The sequence below is a fragment of the Streptomyces sp. YJ-C3 genome, assembly GCF_053891275.1.
The window spans coordinates 5,914,776-5,931,315 of the sequence record NZ_CM132685.1 but is presented as its reverse complement, the minus strand read 5'-3'; the positions used below and the strand labels follow the sequence as shown (position 1 = coordinate 5,931,315).

13 protein-coding genes and 1 pseudogene are annotated in these 16,540 nt (G+C 71.7%); 7 read left to right on the top strand and 7 right to left on the bottom strand.

Annotation, left to right across the window (positions count from 1 at the left end):
• Nucleotides 1-4: 4 nt before the first annotated feature.
• The 3 genes from ACVHNB_RS26500 to ACVHNB_RS26490 are packed head-to-tail and all read right to left on the bottom strand — an operon-like array spanning nt 5 to nt 4,795.
• Nucleotides 5-1,129, bottom strand: a complete 1,125-nt coding sequence (locus tag ACVHNB_RS26500; protein ID WP_456226069.1) for an aromatic ring-hydroxylating oxygenase subunit alpha — start codon at nt 1,127-1,129, stop codon at nt 5-7.
• Nucleotides 1,130-1,139: 10 nt separating this feature from the next.
• Nucleotides 1,140-2,297, bottom strand: coding sequence for an N-methyl-L-tryptophan oxidase (gene solA, locus ACVHNB_RS26495; protein WP_428956047.1), 1,158 nt, complete (start codon nt 2,295-2,297; stop codon nt 1,140-1,142).
• A 35-nt stretch (nt 2,298-2,332) separates the two neighbouring features.
• Nucleotides 2,333-4,795, bottom strand: coding sequence for a GcvT family protein (locus ACVHNB_RS26490; RefSeq protein WP_456226068.1), 2,463 nt, complete (start codon nt 4,793-4,795; stop codon nt 2,333-2,335).
• 48 nt (nt 4,796-4,843) lie between these two features.
• On the opposite strand from ACVHNB_RS26490, the pseudogene ACVHNB_RS26485 reads away from it, so the two are divergent.
• Nucleotides 4,844-5,676: pseudogene (locus ACVHNB_RS26485) on the top strand (IS5 family transposase).
• An 88-nt stretch (nt 5,677-5,764) separates the two neighbouring features.
• On the opposite strand, the gene ACVHNB_RS26480 reads toward ACVHNB_RS26485, so the two are convergent.
• Both ACVHNB_RS26480 and ACVHNB_RS26475 read right to left on the bottom strand, forming a co-directional pair.
• A complete protein-coding gene (locus ACVHNB_RS26480; protein ID WP_428956049.1) occupies nt 5,765-6,850 on the bottom strand; it encodes an S-(hydroxymethyl)mycothiol dehydrogenase in 1,086 nt (361 codons plus the stop codon).
• A 269-nt stretch (nt 6,851-7,119) separates the two neighbouring features.
• Nucleotides 7,120-7,956: an IclR family transcriptional regulator gene (locus ACVHNB_RS26475; protein WP_428956050.1), complete on the bottom strand. Its 837-nt coding sequence runs from the start codon at nt 7,954-7,956 to the stop codon at nt 7,120-7,122.
• Nucleotides 7,957-8,116: 160 nt separating this feature from the next.
• Here ACVHNB_RS26475 and ACVHNB_RS26470 point away from each other — a divergent pair, with 160 nt between their 5' ends.
• Nucleotides 8,117-8,437 carry a bifunctional 3-phenylpropionate/cinnamic acid dioxygenase ferredoxin subunit gene (locus ACVHNB_RS26470; RefSeq protein WP_428956051.1) on the top strand — a complete coding sequence of 107 codons (321 nt, stop codon included), beginning with the start codon at nt 8,117-8,119 and terminating at the stop codon, nt 8,435-8,437.
• 30 nt (nt 8,438-8,467) lie between these two features.
• Nucleotides 8,468-9,733: an NAD(P)/FAD-dependent oxidoreductase gene (locus tag ACVHNB_RS26465; protein ID WP_428956052.1), complete on the top strand. Its 1,266-nt coding sequence runs from the start codon at nt 8,468-8,470 to the stop codon at nt 9,731-9,733.
• 119 nt (nt 9,734-9,852) lie between these two features.
• Here ACVHNB_RS26465 and ACVHNB_RS26460 read toward each other — a convergent pair whose 3' ends face one another.
• Nucleotides 9,853-10,269 carry a hypothetical protein gene (locus ACVHNB_RS26460; RefSeq protein ID WP_428956054.1) on the bottom strand — a complete coding sequence of 139 codons (417 nt, stop codon included), beginning with the start codon at nt 10,267-10,269 and terminating at the stop codon, nt 9,853-9,855.
• 417 nt (nt 10,270-10,686) lie between these two features.
• On the opposite strand from ACVHNB_RS26460, the gene ACVHNB_RS26455 reads away from it, so the two are divergent.
• Genes ACVHNB_RS26455 through ACVHNB_RS26440 form a run of 4 tightly spaced genes read left to right on the top strand, consistent with a single transcriptional unit; the run spans nt 10,687 to nt 14,912 of the window.
• Nucleotides 10,687-13,395 (top strand): nitrate- and nitrite sensing domain-containing protein, encoded by a 2,709-nt coding sequence (locus tag ACVHNB_RS26455; RefSeq protein WP_456226067.1) that lies wholly within the window; start codon nt 10,687-10,689, stop codon nt 13,393-13,395.
• Nucleotides 13,392-13,829 (top strand): roadblock/LC7 domain-containing protein, encoded by a 438-nt coding sequence (locus ACVHNB_RS26450; RefSeq protein WP_428956056.1) that lies wholly within the window; start codon nt 13,392-13,394, stop codon nt 13,827-13,829. Before ACVHNB_RS26455 ends, ACVHNB_RS26450 begins: the two co-directional genes overlap by 4 nt.
• A gap of 9 nt (nt 13,830-13,838) precedes the next feature.
• On the top strand, nt 13,839-14,252 hold the full coding sequence (locus ACVHNB_RS26445) for a DUF742 domain-containing protein (RefSeq protein ID WP_428956057.1): 414 nt from the start codon (nt 13,839-13,841) through the stop codon (nt 14,250-14,252).
• A 51-nt stretch (nt 14,253-14,303) separates the two neighbouring features.
• Entirely contained in the window at nt 14,304-14,912 is a 609-nt protein-coding gene (locus ACVHNB_RS26440; RefSeq protein WP_428956058.1) for a GTP-binding protein, read from the top strand.
• Nucleotides 14,913-14,991: 79 nt separating this feature from the next.
• On the opposite strand, the gene glpK is transcribed toward ACVHNB_RS26440, so the two are convergent.
• Nucleotides 14,992-16,509, bottom strand: coding sequence for a glycerol kinase GlpK (gene glpK, locus ACVHNB_RS26435; RefSeq protein WP_428956059.1), 1,518 nt, complete (start codon nt 16,507-16,509; stop codon nt 14,992-14,994).
• Nucleotides 16,510-16,540: the final 31 nt, after the last annotated feature.

The window sequence follows — 16,540 nt, the reverse complement described above, 5'->3', positions numbered from 1 at the left end:
CCGCCTAGGCGGCGTCCAGTCGCTCCCTGAGCCACCCGTGGAAGATCCCGATGTGGTGCTCGGTCGGTACGAGGACGCCGCCTTCGCGGTACGCGCGGGAGGCCATGGCCGGCTGGGTGCGTTCGCACGCGGCGAAGTCCTGCGCGTTGACCCGGTGGAACAGCTCCACCGACTTCGACACATCGGCTCCGGACGCCACGACATCGGGCGCGTACAGCCAGTCGCACTCGACGACCGTGCGGTCCTCGGCCAGCGGGAACATCCGGTGCAGGATCACATGGTCGGGCACCAGATTCACGAAGACCGTCGGCCGCACGGTGACCGCGTAGTAGCGGCGGTCCTGCTCCGGCGTGACCTCCGGGAGCGTGCCGAAGCCCTCGCTGCCGTCGACCGTGAACCCCTTCACGCCGTCGCCGAACTCGGCACCGTGCCCCACGTAGTACTGCGCCGCGTAGCCGTCCGCGAACTCCGGGAGCACCTCGGTGAGTTCGGGATGGATCGTCGCGCAGTGGTAGCACTCCATGAAGTTCTCGACGATCAGCTTCCAGTTGGCCCGGACGTCGTACGTGATGCGCTTGCCGAGCGCGAGTTCCTCGGCGTGGTAGTGGTCGATCGCCGCCGCGTCGCCCAGCCGCTCGACGGCCGCGCCGAGCACGGTCTCCTCGAACGACGGCGGCTCGTCGGCCAGGCACACCCAGGCGTACCCGAGCCATTCCCGCAGCGCCACCGGGACCAGCCCGTACGCGGACCGGTCGACGTCCGGCATCCGCGTCAGGTTCGGGGCGGCGATCAGTTTGCCGTCCAGGTCGTACGTCCAGGCGTGGTACGGACATTGCAGGGAGCGCCGGACCTGGCCCTGCTCCTCGGTGCACAGACGGGCGCCGCGGTGCCGGCACACATTGAGGAAGGCGTTCAGGGCGCCCGTGCGGGAGCGGGTGACCAGGACGTTCTCGCGGCCGACCTGGACCGTGCGGAACGCGCCCGGCCTGTCGAGGTCGGCGGAGCGGACGGCGCAGAACCACATGCGCTCGAAGATCCGCTCCTGTTCGCTGCGGAAGAGCTCGGGGTCGGTGTAGTAGCGGCCCGGCAGGGTGGCCACCAGGCTCGGCGGCAGGGGGAGCGTCGTCACGGCGGACTCCTCAGACGGCGGGCGCGGCGGCGAGCCGGCGCGGGTCGAACAGTTCGATGGGGTGCTCGGTGGTGCCGGTCAGCGCCAGATCGGCAAGGATCTCCCCGACGACCGGTACGAACTTGAAGCCGTGCCCGGAGAAACCGCAGGCCACCGTGACCGACTCCGGGTGCGCGGGATGCCGGGCGATGACGAAGTGCTCGTCGGGCGTGTTGGAGTACATGCAGGTCGCAGCCTTGAGGAAGGTGCCGGGCAGCGCCGGGATGCAGCCGGACATATGGGCGGCCATGGCACGGACCTCGTCCTCGTGGACGGTGCGGTCGATGGTCTGCGGGGTGCACACGACGCCCTTGCGGAAGAAGGCGACCTTGGCGCCCAGCTCGGGTCCGTCGATGGCGGGGAAACCGTAGACCTGTACGCCGGCCGCGTCCTCCCAGATGTAGATCGGATGGTTCTCGGGGCGGAAGGGCGCCACGCCCGTGCTCGGCTGGAACCAGTACATGACCTGCCGCTCGATGGTGAACGGCACCCCGAGATCGGTGAGCAGCGCCGGCGCCCAGGCGCCCGGGCAGATCACCAACTGCCCAGCTGTGTACGCGTTCTCGGCGGTGTGGACGCGCACGCCGTCCGCGCAGGGCTCCCAGCGCGTCATCGGCTCGTCGAAGTGCAGGTCGGCGCCCGCCCGCGTGGCGAGCTGGAGATGCGCGGCGACCGTGTTCTCCGGGCGGACCAGGCCGGCCTTCGCCTCGAACAGGGCGACCTCGTCGTCGCGCGGCGCGAGGGTCGGGAAGCGGCGCCGGATCTCCCGCGCGTCGAGCATCTCGTGCGGCAGATCCCACTGCTCGGCCGAACGCAGCGATCCCTCGACCGTGCGGGAGTCCGGGCGGCCGACCATGACACCGCCGCACAGCGTGGCGATCTCGCGGCCGGTGGCCCGCTCCAGGTCCTCGTACAGCTCGTAGGAGCGCAGCAGCAGCGGCACGTACGCCGGATCCTCGAAGTACGACTGACGGGTGATGCGTGAACCGCCGTGGCTGGAGCCGCGGTTGTGCACCGGGCCGAACTTCTCCAGGCCGAGCACGCGGGCGCCGCGTGCCGACAGATGGTGGGCGGCGGCGCTGCCCATGCCGCCGAGTCCGATCACGATCACGTCGTAGGTAGGGGACATTTCCCGGGCCTCCCAGGGGTGGTCGGAGGAGATGCTCAGCGGCGGATGCGGTCCATCTTCGGATCGAACAGCGGCTCCTCGGCGACGGTCGCCGGGACCTTCTCGCCGAAGTACTCGATGTGCACGGCGGATCCGGCGGGCAACGGCGGCAGCCACGCGTACGCGACACAGCGACCGAGCGTGTAGCCGTACGCGGCGCTGGTGACATGGCCGGACGGCGCCCCGTCGACGTACACCGGCTCCTTGCCGAGGACCACGGCGGACGGGTCGTCGAGGAGCAGGGCGGTCAATCGGCGCTCAGGCGGCGGGAGGTGTTCGAGGGCGGTGCGGCCGAGGAAGTCACCGCGGTCCATCCGCACCGCGAAACCGAGGCCGGCCTCGTACGGGCTGTGCTCCTCGGTCATGTCCAGGCCCCAGGCGCGGTACCCCTTCTCCAGACGCAGGCTGTTGAACGCCGACCGCCCGGCCGCGATCACCCCGAGCTCCCGCCCCGCCTCCCACAAGGTGTCCCAGAGCCGCAGCCCCAGGTCGGCGGTGGTGTACAGCTCCCAGCCGAGCTCGCCGACGTAGCTCAGACGCAGGGCCGTGACCGGGACGTGCCCGAGGTGGGTCTCCTTGGCGCGGAAGTATCCGAAGCCCTCGTGCGAGAAGTCGTCCCGGGTCAGGGGCTGCACCAGAGCGCGGGCGAGCGGGCCCCACACGCCGACGCAGCAGGTGCCGGACGTGATGTCGCGGATGTGGACGTCGTCCGGGGCGTGCCGCTCCAACCACACCTGGTCGGCGGGGGAGTTGGCGCCGATCTGGAAGCGGTCGGCGGCGAGCCGGGCCACCGTCAGATCCGAGCGGACGCCGCCCTTCTCGTCGAGGAGCAGGGTGTACGTCACCGCGCCCGGCTTCTTCGCGAGGTTGTTGGTCGTCATGCGCTGCAGAAAAGCGAGCGCGCCGCGACCGGTGACCTCCAGGCGGCGCAGCGGGGTCATGTCGTACAGGGCGACCCGGTCGCGGGTGGCCCGGGCCTCGGCGGCGACGACGGGCGACCAGTGCCGGGCCGACCAGGGGTCGCGGTCCTCGGCCGGGCCCGTCCGGTCGACGAGCGGGGCGTTCGCCTCGTACCAGTGCGGGCGCTCCCAGCCGCCGCCCTCCAGGAAGTACGCGCCGAGCTCCTGCTGCCGGGCGTGGAAAGGGCTGACCCGCAGCGGGCGGGGCCGTTCCATCGGCTGCAGCGGGTGGATCACGTCGTACACCTCGACGAACTGCTGTGCCCCGCGGTCGCGCACATAGGCGGGGGAGCGTTGCGCCTCCTCGAACCGGTGCAGGTCGCACTCGTGCAGGTCCGTCGCCGGGTGCCCGTCGACCATCCACTCGGCGACCGCCTTCGCGACGCCCGCGGAGTGCGTCACCCACACCGCCTCCGCGAGCCAGAAGCCGCGCAGTGCCCGGGCCTCGCCCAGCACCGGCATGCCGTCGGGGGTGAAGGAGAAGACGCCGTTGAAGCCCTCCTCGATCTCCGTGTGCCGCAGCGCGGGCATCAGCTGCCGGCAGTCCTCCCAACTGGGCGCCCAGTCCTCCTCGGTGAAGGGCAGCGACGACGGCATGTCCAGGGCGCGGGCGCGCGCCTCGTCGTAGGGCAGGACCGCGAACGGGTCGACGGGCAGCGGCCGGTGGGCGTAGCTGCCGATGCCGATCCGGTCGGTGTGCTCACGGAAGTACAGATCGCGGTCCTGGAACCGGAGGATCGGCTTCGAGGCCTCGGTGCGGGAATCGTTCGCCCCGGCGAGCTCCGGCAGCGGCCGGGTCCGCGCGTACTGGTGGGCGAGCGGGAGCAGTGGCACGTCGACGCCCGCCATCCGGCCGATGACCGGGCCCCAGAAGCCGGCCGCGGACACGACGTGGGTGGCGGGGAACGTACCGCGGTCCGTGACCACGCCGGTGACGCGGCCGTCGGCCTGCTCGATGCCGGTGACGGTGTGGCGTTCGAGGAAGCGGGCGCCGCGTTCCCGCGCCCGGCTCAGCTGGGCGCGGGAGGCGAGCACGGCGCGGGCCAGACCGTCGTCCGGGGTGTGGAAGCCGCCGAGAATCATCGACTCGTCGACAAGGGGCCACAGTTCCTTGCAGCGGGCGGGGGAGACCAGTTCCCCGCGCACGCCCCAGGAGGCCGCCCAGCCCGCCTTGCGGTGCAGGTCGGCCCAGCGTTCGGGGGTCGTCGCCAGCTCCAGGCCGCCGACCGGGTGGAAGCACGACAGGCCGTCGACCTCCAGGGCGGAGAACTTCTCCACCGTGTAGCGGGCGAACGCGGTCAGGGTCTTGGAAGGCCCCGTCTGGAAGACGAGCCCGGGCGCGTGCGAGGTCGAGCCGCCGGGCGCGGGCAGCGGGCCCTGGTCGAGGACGGTGACGTCGTGCACGCCCCGGGCGGTGAGCTCGTCGGCGAGCGAACAGCCGACGATGCCGGCGCCGATGACGACGACTTTGAGGGCGGTGGGTTCGGGTGCGCTGGACATGCCCCTCCTAGGTCGTGTCCGCAAAGTCGTTGGCTCGTTGGTCTGTTCATGGTGCGTCGTCATGAACTGACCGATGAATCCTGGGCGGTGATCGAGCCGTTACTGGCTCCGCCCCGGATGGGCCGTCCGGTGCGGGACCGACGTCAGGTCGTCAACGGAATCCTGTGGAAGCTGTCGACCGGGGCGGCCTGGCGGGACCTGCCGGAACGCTATGGCCCGTGGAAGACGGTCTACGAACGCTTCCGCCGCTGGTCGGCCGATGGAACCTGGGACCGCCTGCTGGCCCACGTCCAGCAGCATTCCGACGCCGTGGGCGCTGTCGACTGGTCGATCGTGTGTGTCGACTCCACGACGGTGCGAGCCCATCAGCATGCGGCCGGGGCACGAAAAGGGGGCTCTGGCCGGGCGAGGCGATCGGCCGCTCCCGCGGCGGACTGACCACGAAGATCCACCTTGCCTGCGACGGACTCGGCCGGCCCCTGGCCTTCACCCTGACCGCTGGGAACGTCAACGACTGCACCCAGTTCGAGGCGGTGATGGCCCGCATCCGGGTCGCCCGATGCGGTCCGGGCCGCCCACGCACCAGACCGGAGCGGGTGGCCGCAGACAAGGGTTACTCGTCCGTCAAGATCCGCGCCTACCTGCGCGGACGCGGCATCAAAGCAGCGATCCCGGAACGAATCGACCAGATCAACGGCCGCATCCGCAGAGGCCAGAGCCGATGCAGACTCAACCGGGCCGCCTACCGGCGCCGCAACCTCGTCGAACGCTGCTTCAACAAGCTCAAGCACCACAAGGCCCTGGCCACCCGCTACGACAAACGAGCCCGCCACTACCAAGCCATGGTCACCCTCGCCTGCCTACAACTCTGGCTCCCATGACTTTGCGGACACGACCTAGGACGTGGTGGGGACGGCGGTGGCGTGGGCCGAGCGGTTCAGGACGTACGGCTGCGGGGCGCGGGCCGGGTCAGAGCACCACCACGGAGCGGAGCACCTCGCCGTGGTGCATCTTCGCGAAGGCCTGCTCGACCTGGTCGAGCGGGATCGTCTCCGTCACGAATCCGCCCAGGTCGAGCCGGCCGGACAGGTACTGGTCGATGAGGACCGGGAAGTCGCGGCTGGGCAGGCAGTCCCCGTACCAGGACGACTTGAGGGCACCGCCGCGCGAGAAGAGATCGATGAGCGGGATCTCCACCTTCATCTCCGGTTCCGGCACGCCCACTTGGACCAGGGTGCCCGCGTGGTCGCGCATGAAGAACGCCTGCCGGTACGTCTCCGGACGGCCCACCGCGTCGATGGCGATGTCCACCCCGAACCCGTCCGTGAGGGCGCGGACCGCCTCGACGGGGTCCGTGCCCCGGGAGTCGACGGTGTGCGTCGCGCCGAACCGTTCCGCCTGGTCGAGCTTCCTCTCGTCGATGTCGACGGCGATGACCTTGCGCGCCCCGTTCAGGCTCGCGCCCGCGATCGCCGCGTTGCCGACGCCGCCGCAGCCGATCACCGCGACGGTGTCGCCGCGCCGCACGTTCCCGGTGTTCACCGCCGCGCCGTACCCGGCCATCACGCCGCAGCCGATCAGGCCCGCCGCCTCGGGCCGCGCCGCCGGGTCGACCTTCACCGCCTGACCGGCCGCGACCAGGGTCTTCTCGGCGAAGGCGCCGATGCCGAGGGCGGGGCTGAGCGGGGTCCCGTCGAGCAGCGTCATCGGCTGCACGGCGTTGCGCGAGTCGAAGCAGTACCAGGGCCGGCCGCGGCGGCAGGAGCGGCACGAGCCGCAGGGCGCGCGCCAGGCGAGCACCACGTAGTCACCGGGGGCGAGGTCGGTGACACCGTCGCCGACGGCCTCGACGGTGCCCGCCGCCTCGTGCCCGAGCAGGAACGGGAAGTCGTCGTTGATCGCGCCCTCCCGGTAGTGCAGATCCGTGTGGCAGACCCCGCAGGCCTGCACTCCGACCAGGACCTCGCCGGGGCCCGGATCGGGTACGACGATCGTCCGCACCTCGACGGGTGCGCTCCTCTTCACCGCGACGACGGCGCGGACCTCATGGGACACGGCTCAACTCCTCTGCTGTTCCGCCACTGTTCGACTGGTGCGAGCGACTGTTGCGCATAGCAGGATGCGTTGCGTGATGAGAGACACTGGGAGCCATAGTGGGAATGCCATCAAGACGCCGTCAAGGGGCGGGAGTTAAGCCTTGGCAAAACGGCCCGGCCGAGCGAAACACGAACGACACACAAGAACGCGGAGCCAGGTTCCCCTGACTCCGCGTCCGGTGTTCGCGTTCCGTGTCCGGCGACCGCCCTCCGGCGCCGGCGGCCGTCTCAGATGCCGTGGCCCATCCGGCGGGAGAGGTCGGCGGCGGCCGCCACGGCGCGCTCGGCGAGGGCCGGCAGGCTCTCCGGGGTGAGCCGGTACACCGGTCCGGACACGCTGATCGCCCCGATGACCTTCCCGTCGTGCGAGCGGGCGGGCGCGGACACCGCGGCGAGCCCCAGCTCCAACTCCTCGACGGCGACGGCGAATCCCTGCTCCCGCACGGCGTCCAGCTCGGTCCGCAGCGCGGCCGTGCCGGTGATCGTGTGCTCGGTGAAACGCGGCAGCGTGCGCGCCAGCAGCCCTTCGCGCAGCACCTGCGGCTGGTGCGCGAACAGCACCTTGCCGCTGGACGTGGCGTGCAGCGGGGTGCGCCGGCCCAGCCAGTTCTGCGCGGTCACCGAGGCCGGGCCGCGCGCCTGCATGATGTTGACCGCCATGTCCTCGTCGAGGACCGCGATGTTCACCGTCTCGCCCAGTTCGTCGGCGAGTTCACGGCAGACCGGCCCGCCCTCCTGCGAGATGTCCAGGCGCACTGCGGCCGCCCCCGCGAGGCGCAGTACCCCCGCTCCCAGGTAGTACTTGCCGCGCTCCTTGGCCTGTCCGACCAGGCCCCGGTTCTCCAGCACGCCGAGCAGCCGGAACGCCGTGGACTTGTGCACGCCCAACTCGTCGGCGATCTCGGTGACTCCGGCCTCCCCGTGCCGGGCGAGGCTCTCCAGGACGCTCACGGCACGGTCCACGGACTGGACGGCGCCCGCCGCGCCCCGGGGCTGCTTCTCCGCGCCCCCGTTGGCCGACGGATCCGATGCACCCGGCTCAACCTGCAGTTGCTTGCGGGTCATAGCTCAACTCTCACCACCTGGCGGCCCGTTGTCGGACCGCATCTTCGAGAAGCCCTTGACGCGACGGGCACCCGACTCGGATTCTGTTGCGCATGGCGCTCCCTCGTGCGCCATATGAAACATCATGTTACCGAAGAGTCCTGGACCCAGAGGGGGGCCCGTGATTCCCGTCTGCCGCCTCGAAGACCTCCCCGTCGGCGAATCCGTCCGCATCGACACCGTCCCACCGATCGCGGTGTTCCACGCGGAGGGGGAGTTGTACGCCATCGACGACACCTGCACCCACCAGGACGCCTCGCTGTCCGAGGGCTGGCTGGAGGGATGTCAGGTCGAATGCCCGCTCCACGAGGCTTCATTCGATCTCCGTACCGGACAGCCGACCTGCCTGCCCGCCCGCCGTCCGGTACGCACCCACCGGGTGACCGTGGACGACGGCGTGATCCATGTCCACCCGGCCGCCTCGGCGGACACGGCGGCATAGTCCCGCCGGCGAAGAGAAGGGCACTGCCTCATGAGGACCGTGACCGTGGTGGGCGCCTCGCTCGCCGGGCTGTACGCGGCGCGCGAGCTGCGCGCCCAGGGATTCGACGGGCGACTGGTGATCGTCGGGGAGGAAACGCATCCGCCGTACGATCGGCCGCCGCTGTCCAAGGACTTCCTCACCGGAAAGGCCGACGAGGACCGGCTCGCCCTCTGTGACGCCGAGGAGACCCGGGAGCTCGACGCCGAGTGGCTGCTCGGCGTCCGCGCCCGCGCGCTCGACGCCCGGGGGCGCAGCGTGATCCTGGAGGACGGCCGCACCGTCTGCGGTGACGGCGTCGTCATCGCCACCGGTGCGCGCGCCCGCCGGCTGCCGGGCCCGCCCCTCGCGGGGGTGCACGGCCTGCGCACGCTCGACGACGCCCGTGCGCTCCGTGCCGACCTGCTGAGCGGCCCCCGACGGGTCGTCGTGATCGGCGGCGGGTTCATCGGAGCCGAGACCGCCTCGTCCTGCGTCGCGCTCGGCCACGACGTCACCGTCGTCGAGGCGGCTCCCCTGCCGCTGCTGCCCCAACTCGGTGCCGAAGTGGCCATGATCTGCGCGGAGTTGCAGCGCCGCGGCGGATCCCGGCTGCTCACCGGCGTGGGCGTGGCGCACCTGCTCGGCGCGCCGGGTGCGACCGACGGGGCCGCGCCGGTCGCCGTGGAGCGGCGCGTGACGGGCGTCGCTCTCACCGACGGCCGTGAACTCCCCGCCGACATCGTCGTCGTCGGCATCGGCGCCGTGCCGAACACCGACTGGCTGGCCGGCTCGGCGACGGCCGTGCGCGACGGTGTGCTCTGCGACGACGGCTGCGTCACCGCCCTGCCGCAGGTCGTGGCCGTCGGCGACGTGGCCCGCGTCGGCGGCTCCCGCGCCGAGCACTGGACCAGTGCCACGGCCCAACCCCGCGTCGCCGTGCGCAACTTGCTGGCCGGGCACACCGTGGAGCACGCCCGCCCCCTGCCCTACTTCTGGTCGGATCAGTACGGCTCCCGCATCCAGTTCGCCGGGCGGCGCCGCGAGGGCGACCTCGTGCGCGTCGTGGAGGGCTCGCCGGGGGACGGTCCCTTCCTCGCGCGCTACGAACGCGACGGAGCGACCACCGCCGTCCTCGCACTCGACATGCCGCGCCCCTTCACCAAGGCCCGCCGTGAACTGGCCCGCGCCGAGGCCGAGCCGACGGCCACGCCGACGGTGACTCCGGTGCCGATGCGCGTGCCGGCGCCCGCGCCTGTGCAGGTGTCCGTGGCGTAGCTCGCCGCGGCTGCGGTCGCCGGATCCGGACGGCGGCCGAGATCCGATCGGGGCGTACCGGCGTGCGCCCCGAGCCCCTCCGGGTGCCGTCGCCTCGGCCTCGTCTCCCGGGTGTCGTCTCAGGTGTGGGTCAACTGCCCGGCCCTGCCGCCCCGGCCCCGTATGTTCTCCGGCGCCCGCCGCGCCGCCCGCCGGGCGCGGCGCCGCTCCTTGCGCAGCTGTCGGGCCGTGCTGGCCGGGACCGAGACGACCCCGTGCCGCTGGTTCCACACCTGTCGCGTCACCCAGACGTCCAGTACGCCCCAGGTCGCCACCACCGTGCTGGCGACACTGCTGAGCACCATGGGGAACGCCAGCCAGGAGTCGGCCAGCGTGCACAGGAAGGCGATCATCGCCTGGATCAGGGTGAGCGAGCTGATGAGGACGGCCCGCACCGCCGCCGTACGGACGGGATCGGGCATCCGGCGCCGCTTCGCCGGCTCCTCGACCCACAGCTCCCGACGCTCTGCCATGTCCGCCACCACGCCACTCCCCACCGCTCCCGGGCCCCGGCCGGATGCCCCCGCATCGGCCTGCACAGTGACTGCCCGGTTTGCTCTGCTTTACGCCACCGCTCGGTGTCCGTGCCGTGCTCACGTATGCCCCGTGAGAGAAGACGAACGACGAGGCCGGAAGATTCCCGGAATCGGACAACTGCCCTGACGAGCTGCGAAGAAGCGGCCCTTTCCGGCCAACTGCGGTGTCTCGTCGTCCGATAGTGACCGCCGGTCCTGGCCGAAAATACGGGCGGCAATCTCCCCTCATGCCCGGACAACTCATGACGCCCACAACCGTGTTGCGCCAGACAGTATCCGGACAGGTCTTCGAGTTGCTCCTGTCTCAGTAGTAGGCTCGCGCCGTTTGTTGACGCACATGTGTGCCCCTGACCGTGCGGGGCCGATCTGGGGGAGGCCATGCGCTTTCGCGGGAAGTCCATCCGCCGGAAGATCGTGGCGTTGCTGCTGGTGCCGCTCCTGTCGCTGACGGCGATATGGGCCTTCGCCTCGGTGATCACGGGCCGCGCCGCCGTGCAACTGCTCTCGGCGGGCAAGGCCGCCGACGCCATCGGCTATCCGCTGGTCGACACCGGCCGCGCCCTGCAGGAGGAGCGCCGCCAGACCCTCGTCTACCTCGCCGACCCCCGCGCCTCGGACGCCCAGTCGGCGCTGCGGACCCGGCGCACCGCCGCCGACGAGGAGATGTCCCGGATCAAGCAGAAGGCCGCAGACTCCGGCGTGCGCGACCGCCTGGACGGCGACGCACGCGGCGTCCTGGACTCCGCCGTCGAGGGCTTCGAAGGCATCGAGTCGCTGCGCAGGAACGTCGACGAGGGGACCGTCACCCGCGCCCAGGCCCTGGACTTCTACACCCGCCTGATCGAGCCGACCTACGACTTCCTCCTCGACCTCACCGCCCTCGACGACTCCAAGGTGGAACGTCAGGGCCGCGCCGTGGTCGGCATCCTGAAGGCCCGCGAACTCCTCGCCCAGGAGGACGCGCTGGTCGGCTCCGGCCTCGTCGCCCGCCGGCTCACCCAGGACGAACTGCGCCAGGTCTCCGACCTCATCGCCCAGCGCACCCTCCTGTACGACACCAGCCTCGCGCTGCTGCCCGACGACGAGCGCTCCCGCTTCCAGCGCTACTGGCGCAGCCCCGACACCAATCCGCTGCGCACCGCCGAGAACGCCGTCGTGCGCGGGGCGCCCGGCACGCCGAAGGGCGTCACCGCCGACAGCTGGGACCGGGCCTCCGGGCAGGTCCTCGACGAACTCGTCGACCGCGACACCGCGGCCGCCGAGCGCTACCAGGACCGAGCCCGCCCGATCGCCCTCCAGGTGTTCATCCGGGCCGGTGTCGCCGGCGTGCTCGGCCTCCTCGCCCTGCTCGTCTCCCTGATCCTGTCGGTCCGTATCGGACGCGGCCTCGTCCGCGACCTGCGCCGCCTGCGCCTGGACGCCCACGAGGCCTCCGGCGTCCGGCTGCCGGGCGTGATGCGCCGCCTCGCCGCCGGTGAGACGGTCGACGTGGAGACCGAGGCCCCGCGCCTCGAGTACGACAGGGACGAGATCGGGCAGGTCGGCCAGGCCCTCAACACCCTGCAGCGGTCCGCCGTCGAAGCGGCCGTGAAACAGGCCGAGTTGCGCCGCGGCGTCTCCGAGGTCTTCGTCAATCTCGCCCGGCGCAGCCAGGTCCTCCTCCACAAGCAGCTGACCCTGCTCGACGCCATGGAGCGCAGGACCGAGGACACCGACGAACTAGCCGACCTGTTCCGCCTCGACCACCTGACCACCCGCATGCGCCGCCACGCGGAGGGCCTGGTGATCCTCTCCGGAGCCGCCCCCTCCCGGCAGTGGCGCAAGCCCGTCCAGCTGATGGACATCGTGCGGGCCTCCGTCGCCGAGGTCGAGGACTACGAGCGCATCGAGGTGCGCCGCCTGCCGCGGATCGCGGTGACCGGTCCCGCCGTCGCCGACCTCACCCACCTGGTGGCCGAACTCCTGGAGAACGCCACGGTGTTCTCGCCGCCGCACACCGCCGTCCAGGTCCTCGGCGAGCACGTCGCCAACGGCTTCACCCTGGAGATCCACGACCGCGGCCTCGGCATGGCCTCCGACGCCCTGCTCGACGCCAACCTGCGGCTCGCCGAGACCCCCGAGTTCGAACTGTCCGACACCGACCGGCTCGGCCTCTTCGTCGTCAGCCGTCTCGCGCAGCGGCAGAACGTCCGTGTCTCCCTGCAGCCGTCCCCGTACGGCGGCACGACCGCGGTCGTCTTCATCCCGGACGCGCTGCTCACGGACGCCCCCGACACCGAAGGCGCCGGGTTCCGTCTCGACCGGCCCGACGCGGCGCGGCGCGCGGCCCCGGCCGGCCTCGGCGCCGCCGAGGGACTGCCCGGCCTGCCGGCCTCCGTGCTGGACGGCCCGATCGAGCTGGAAGCGCCGCTCACCACGTCCGACATGACCTCCTTCCCGGGCGCGCTGGGCGACGAGGACAGCGAACGCGGCGCCCTGTTCCGCCCCCGCCGCCCGGTCGCCGGCAGCCCCGGCGAGCAGCACCAGCAGGCCGACGAACCCGCCGCCGACGCCGAAGGCGGGCACAGCGACGAGGCCGACGCGACACCGGACGGCCTCGTGGCGCTGCCCCGCCGCCGCACCCCCAAGCTGGTCAGCTCGCACGGCAGGCCCGTCACGCGCACCCGGCCGGACCGCGGCGCCGGGGAACCGGGCGAGCGGCACGACCGCGACAGCGGCGACGGACTGCGCGACACCCCGCCGGCCTCCCTGGCCGACCTCCCCAGGCGGCGCGGCCGGGCCACCGCGTCCTCCGGGACGGCGCAGCCCGAGCGCCCGGACACCGGCGCCGCGGGCCTGCCCCGGCGCGTACGACAGGCCAACCTGGCACCGCAGTTGAAGGAAGGGCCCGACGCGCGCGCCGACCGCGCCTCGGCCCGCGACGAGACAGTCTCCGCATCGCCCGCCGACCGGGACGCCGATGAGGTACGCAGCCGGATGGCCTCGCTCCAGCGTGGCTGGCGGCGCGGCCGCGAGGAGAACGCCGCCAGCGACGACAGCGCCGACGGCACAGCACAGGGAACCACTTCTGAGGGGGACGGTCGATGACCGCACCAAAGGCCACCGCGCACACCACGAACGGTGGTTCGAGGGAGCTCAACTGGCTCCTCGACGACCTGGTCGAGCGTGTCGCCAGCATCCACAAGGCGCTCGTGCTCTCCGGTGACGGACTGCCGACAGGGGTCTCCAAGGACCTCAGCCGGGAGGACAGCGAGCACCTCGCCGCCGTCGCCTCCGGGTTCCACAGCCTCGCCAAGGGCGTCGGACGGCACTTCGACGCGGGCGGCGTCCGGCAGACCGTCGTCGAACTCGACGAGGCCTTCCTGTTCGTCACCGCGGCCGGTGACGGCAGCTGTCTCGCGGTCCTGTCCGACGCGGACTCCGATGTCGGCCTCGTCGCCTACGAGATGACCCTGCTGGTCAAGCGGGTGGGCGCACATCTGGGGACGGCTCCGCGCACGGATCAGCCCGCCGGGGGGTAGTGGTTCGGCATGAGCGCAGACGGTGACGGTATACAGGGGACGCCGGGGACGGACCACTGGTTCGACGACGAGGCCGGTCCCGTCGTGCGTCCGTACGCCATGACACGCGGCCGCACCACCAGCGTCGGCCAGCATCGCCTCGACCTGATCGCGGTCGTCGTCGCGGAGTCCCGCGGCGACGACCCCGCGACCGACCAGACCCTGTCGCCGGAACACGTCGACATCGTCGAGCTGTGCCGGGACACCCCGCAGTCGGTCGCCGAACTCGCCGCGGAACTCGACCTGCCCATCGGCGTGATCCGCGTCCTCATAGGGGATCTCGTCGACGACGAACTGGTCCACGTGAGCCGTCCCGTGCCGCCCGCGGAACTGCCCGACGAGGGCATTCTGCGCGACGTCATCAACGGCCTCAGAGCCCTCTGACCGGGCCTTGCACAGCACACAGCGACATCAGTGAGGCAGGAGAGACAACCCATGATCTTCGGGCGTTCCGAGCGCGGCAAGGCCGCCCCCGTCGAGCCCGTCACGCTCAAGATCCTGGTGGCGGGCGGCTTCGGCGTGGGCAAGACCACCCTGGTCGGCGCGGTCAGCGAGATCAGGCCGCTGCGCACGGAGGAGCTGCTGAGCGAGGCGGGCCGGCCCGTCGACGACACCCAGGGCGTCGAGGGCAAGCACACCACCACCGTGGCCATGGACTTCGGCCGGATCACCCTCCGCCAGGACCTGGTCCTGTACCTCTTCGGCACGCCGGGCCAGGACCGCTTCTGGTTCCTGTGGGACGAGCTCGCCACCGGAGCGCTGGGCGCCGTCGTCCTCGCGGACACCCGCCGCCTGGAGGACTGCTTCGCCGCCGTCGACTACTTCGAGCGGCGCTCCATCCCGTTCGTCGTCGGCGTCAACTGCTTCGACGGAGCCTCCCGTTACCCCGCCGACTCGGTGCGGCAGGCGCTCGACCTGGACGCGGGCGTACCCGTCGTCCTGTGCGACGCCCGCGAGAAGGACTCCGTGAAGGACGTCCTCATCGGTGTCGTCGAGCACGCCGCGGCGACCGCCGCCCGGCGGCGGCAGCCCGCCGTGACCTGAGAACGGATCCGTGCCGTGCCGCACGCGCGCGTAGGGCCTACGACGCCGCTACGCGCGCGTGCCGGCTCACCGGTCCGGCCTACACCCCGTCCTCGTGCCAGCCGAAGCTCTTCTCCACCGCCTTGTGCCAGTTGTGGTACTCACGGTCCCGGGTCTGCGCGTCCATCGACGGCGTCCACTCGGCGTCGCGCTGCCAGTGGGCCTTGAGCTCGTCCAGGTCGTTCCACACGCCCGTCGCGAGCCCGGCGGCGTACGCGGCGCCCAGGCACGTCGTCTCGGAGACCCTGGGCCGGATGACGGGCACCCCGAGCACGTCCGCCTGGTGCTGCATCAGGAGGTTGTTCTTCGTCATGCCGCCGTCGACCTTCAGGGTGGTGATCTGCACCCCGGAGTCCTGGTACATGGCGTCGACGACCTCACGGGTCTGCCAGCTCGTCGCCTCCAGGACGGCGCGGGCCAGATGCCCCTTGGTGACGTACCGGGTCAGGCCCGTGACGACACCGCGCGCGTCGGAGCGCCAGTACGGCGCGAACAGACCGGAGAACGCGGGCACGATGTACGCCCCTCCGTTGTCGTCCACACTCGCCGCCAGCGTCTCGATCTCGTCGGCGCTCTTGATGATGCCGAGCTGGTCGCGGAACCACTGCACCAGGGCACCGGTGATCGCGATCGACCCTTCGAGGCAGTACACGGGCGCCTCGGTGCCGATCTTGTACCCCATGGTGGTGAGCAGGCCGCTCTTCGAGGGCACCGGCCGGTTACCGGTGTTGAGCAGCAGGAAGCTGCCCGTCCCGTAGGTGTTCTTCGCCGTGCCCGTGTCGTAGCAGGCCTGCCCGAAGACGGCCGCCTGCTGGTCGCCCAGCGCGGAGGCGACGGGCACCCCGGCGAGCTGGCCCACCGCGGTGCCGTACACCTCGGCCGACGAGCGGATCTCCGGGAGGACCGCCTCGGGGACGTTCATCGCCGACAGGATCGACGCGTCCCACTGGAGGGTCTCCAGGTTCATCAGCATGGTGCGCCCGGCATTGGTGACGTCCGTGACGTGGACGCCGCCGGCGGTGCCGCCCGTCAGGTTCCAGATCAGCCACGAGTCGATCGTGCCGAAGGCGATCTCGCCCCGCTCCGCGCGCGCCCGCAGGCCCGGCACGTTGTCGAGCAGCCACGCGGCCTTCGGGCCGGAGAAGTAGCTGGCCAGCGGCAGCCCGGTCTGCTCGCGGAAACGGTCCTGCCCGTCCGCGCCGCCCAACTCGTTGCACAGCGCCGACGTCCGCGTGTCCTGCCACACGATCGCGTTGTGCACGGGCCTGCCGGTCGCCCGGTCCCACAGGACCGTGGTCTCCCGCTGGTTGGTGATGCCGAGAGCGCTGAGCTGGTCGGCGCGCAGACCCGCCTTGGCGAGCGCGCCGGCGACCACGGCCTGCACCTTGGACCAGATCTCGGTGGCGTCGTGCTCGACCCAGCCGGGCTTCGGGAAGATCTGGCGGTGCTCGCGCTGGTCGACGGCGACGATCTCGCCGTCCTGGTTGAAGATGATGCAGCGGCTCGAGGTGGTGCCCTGATCGATGGCGGCGACGTACTTCACGGAGTTGTCGGGCATGGCTACCCCTTCGTGAGAAGACGGTCGTTCT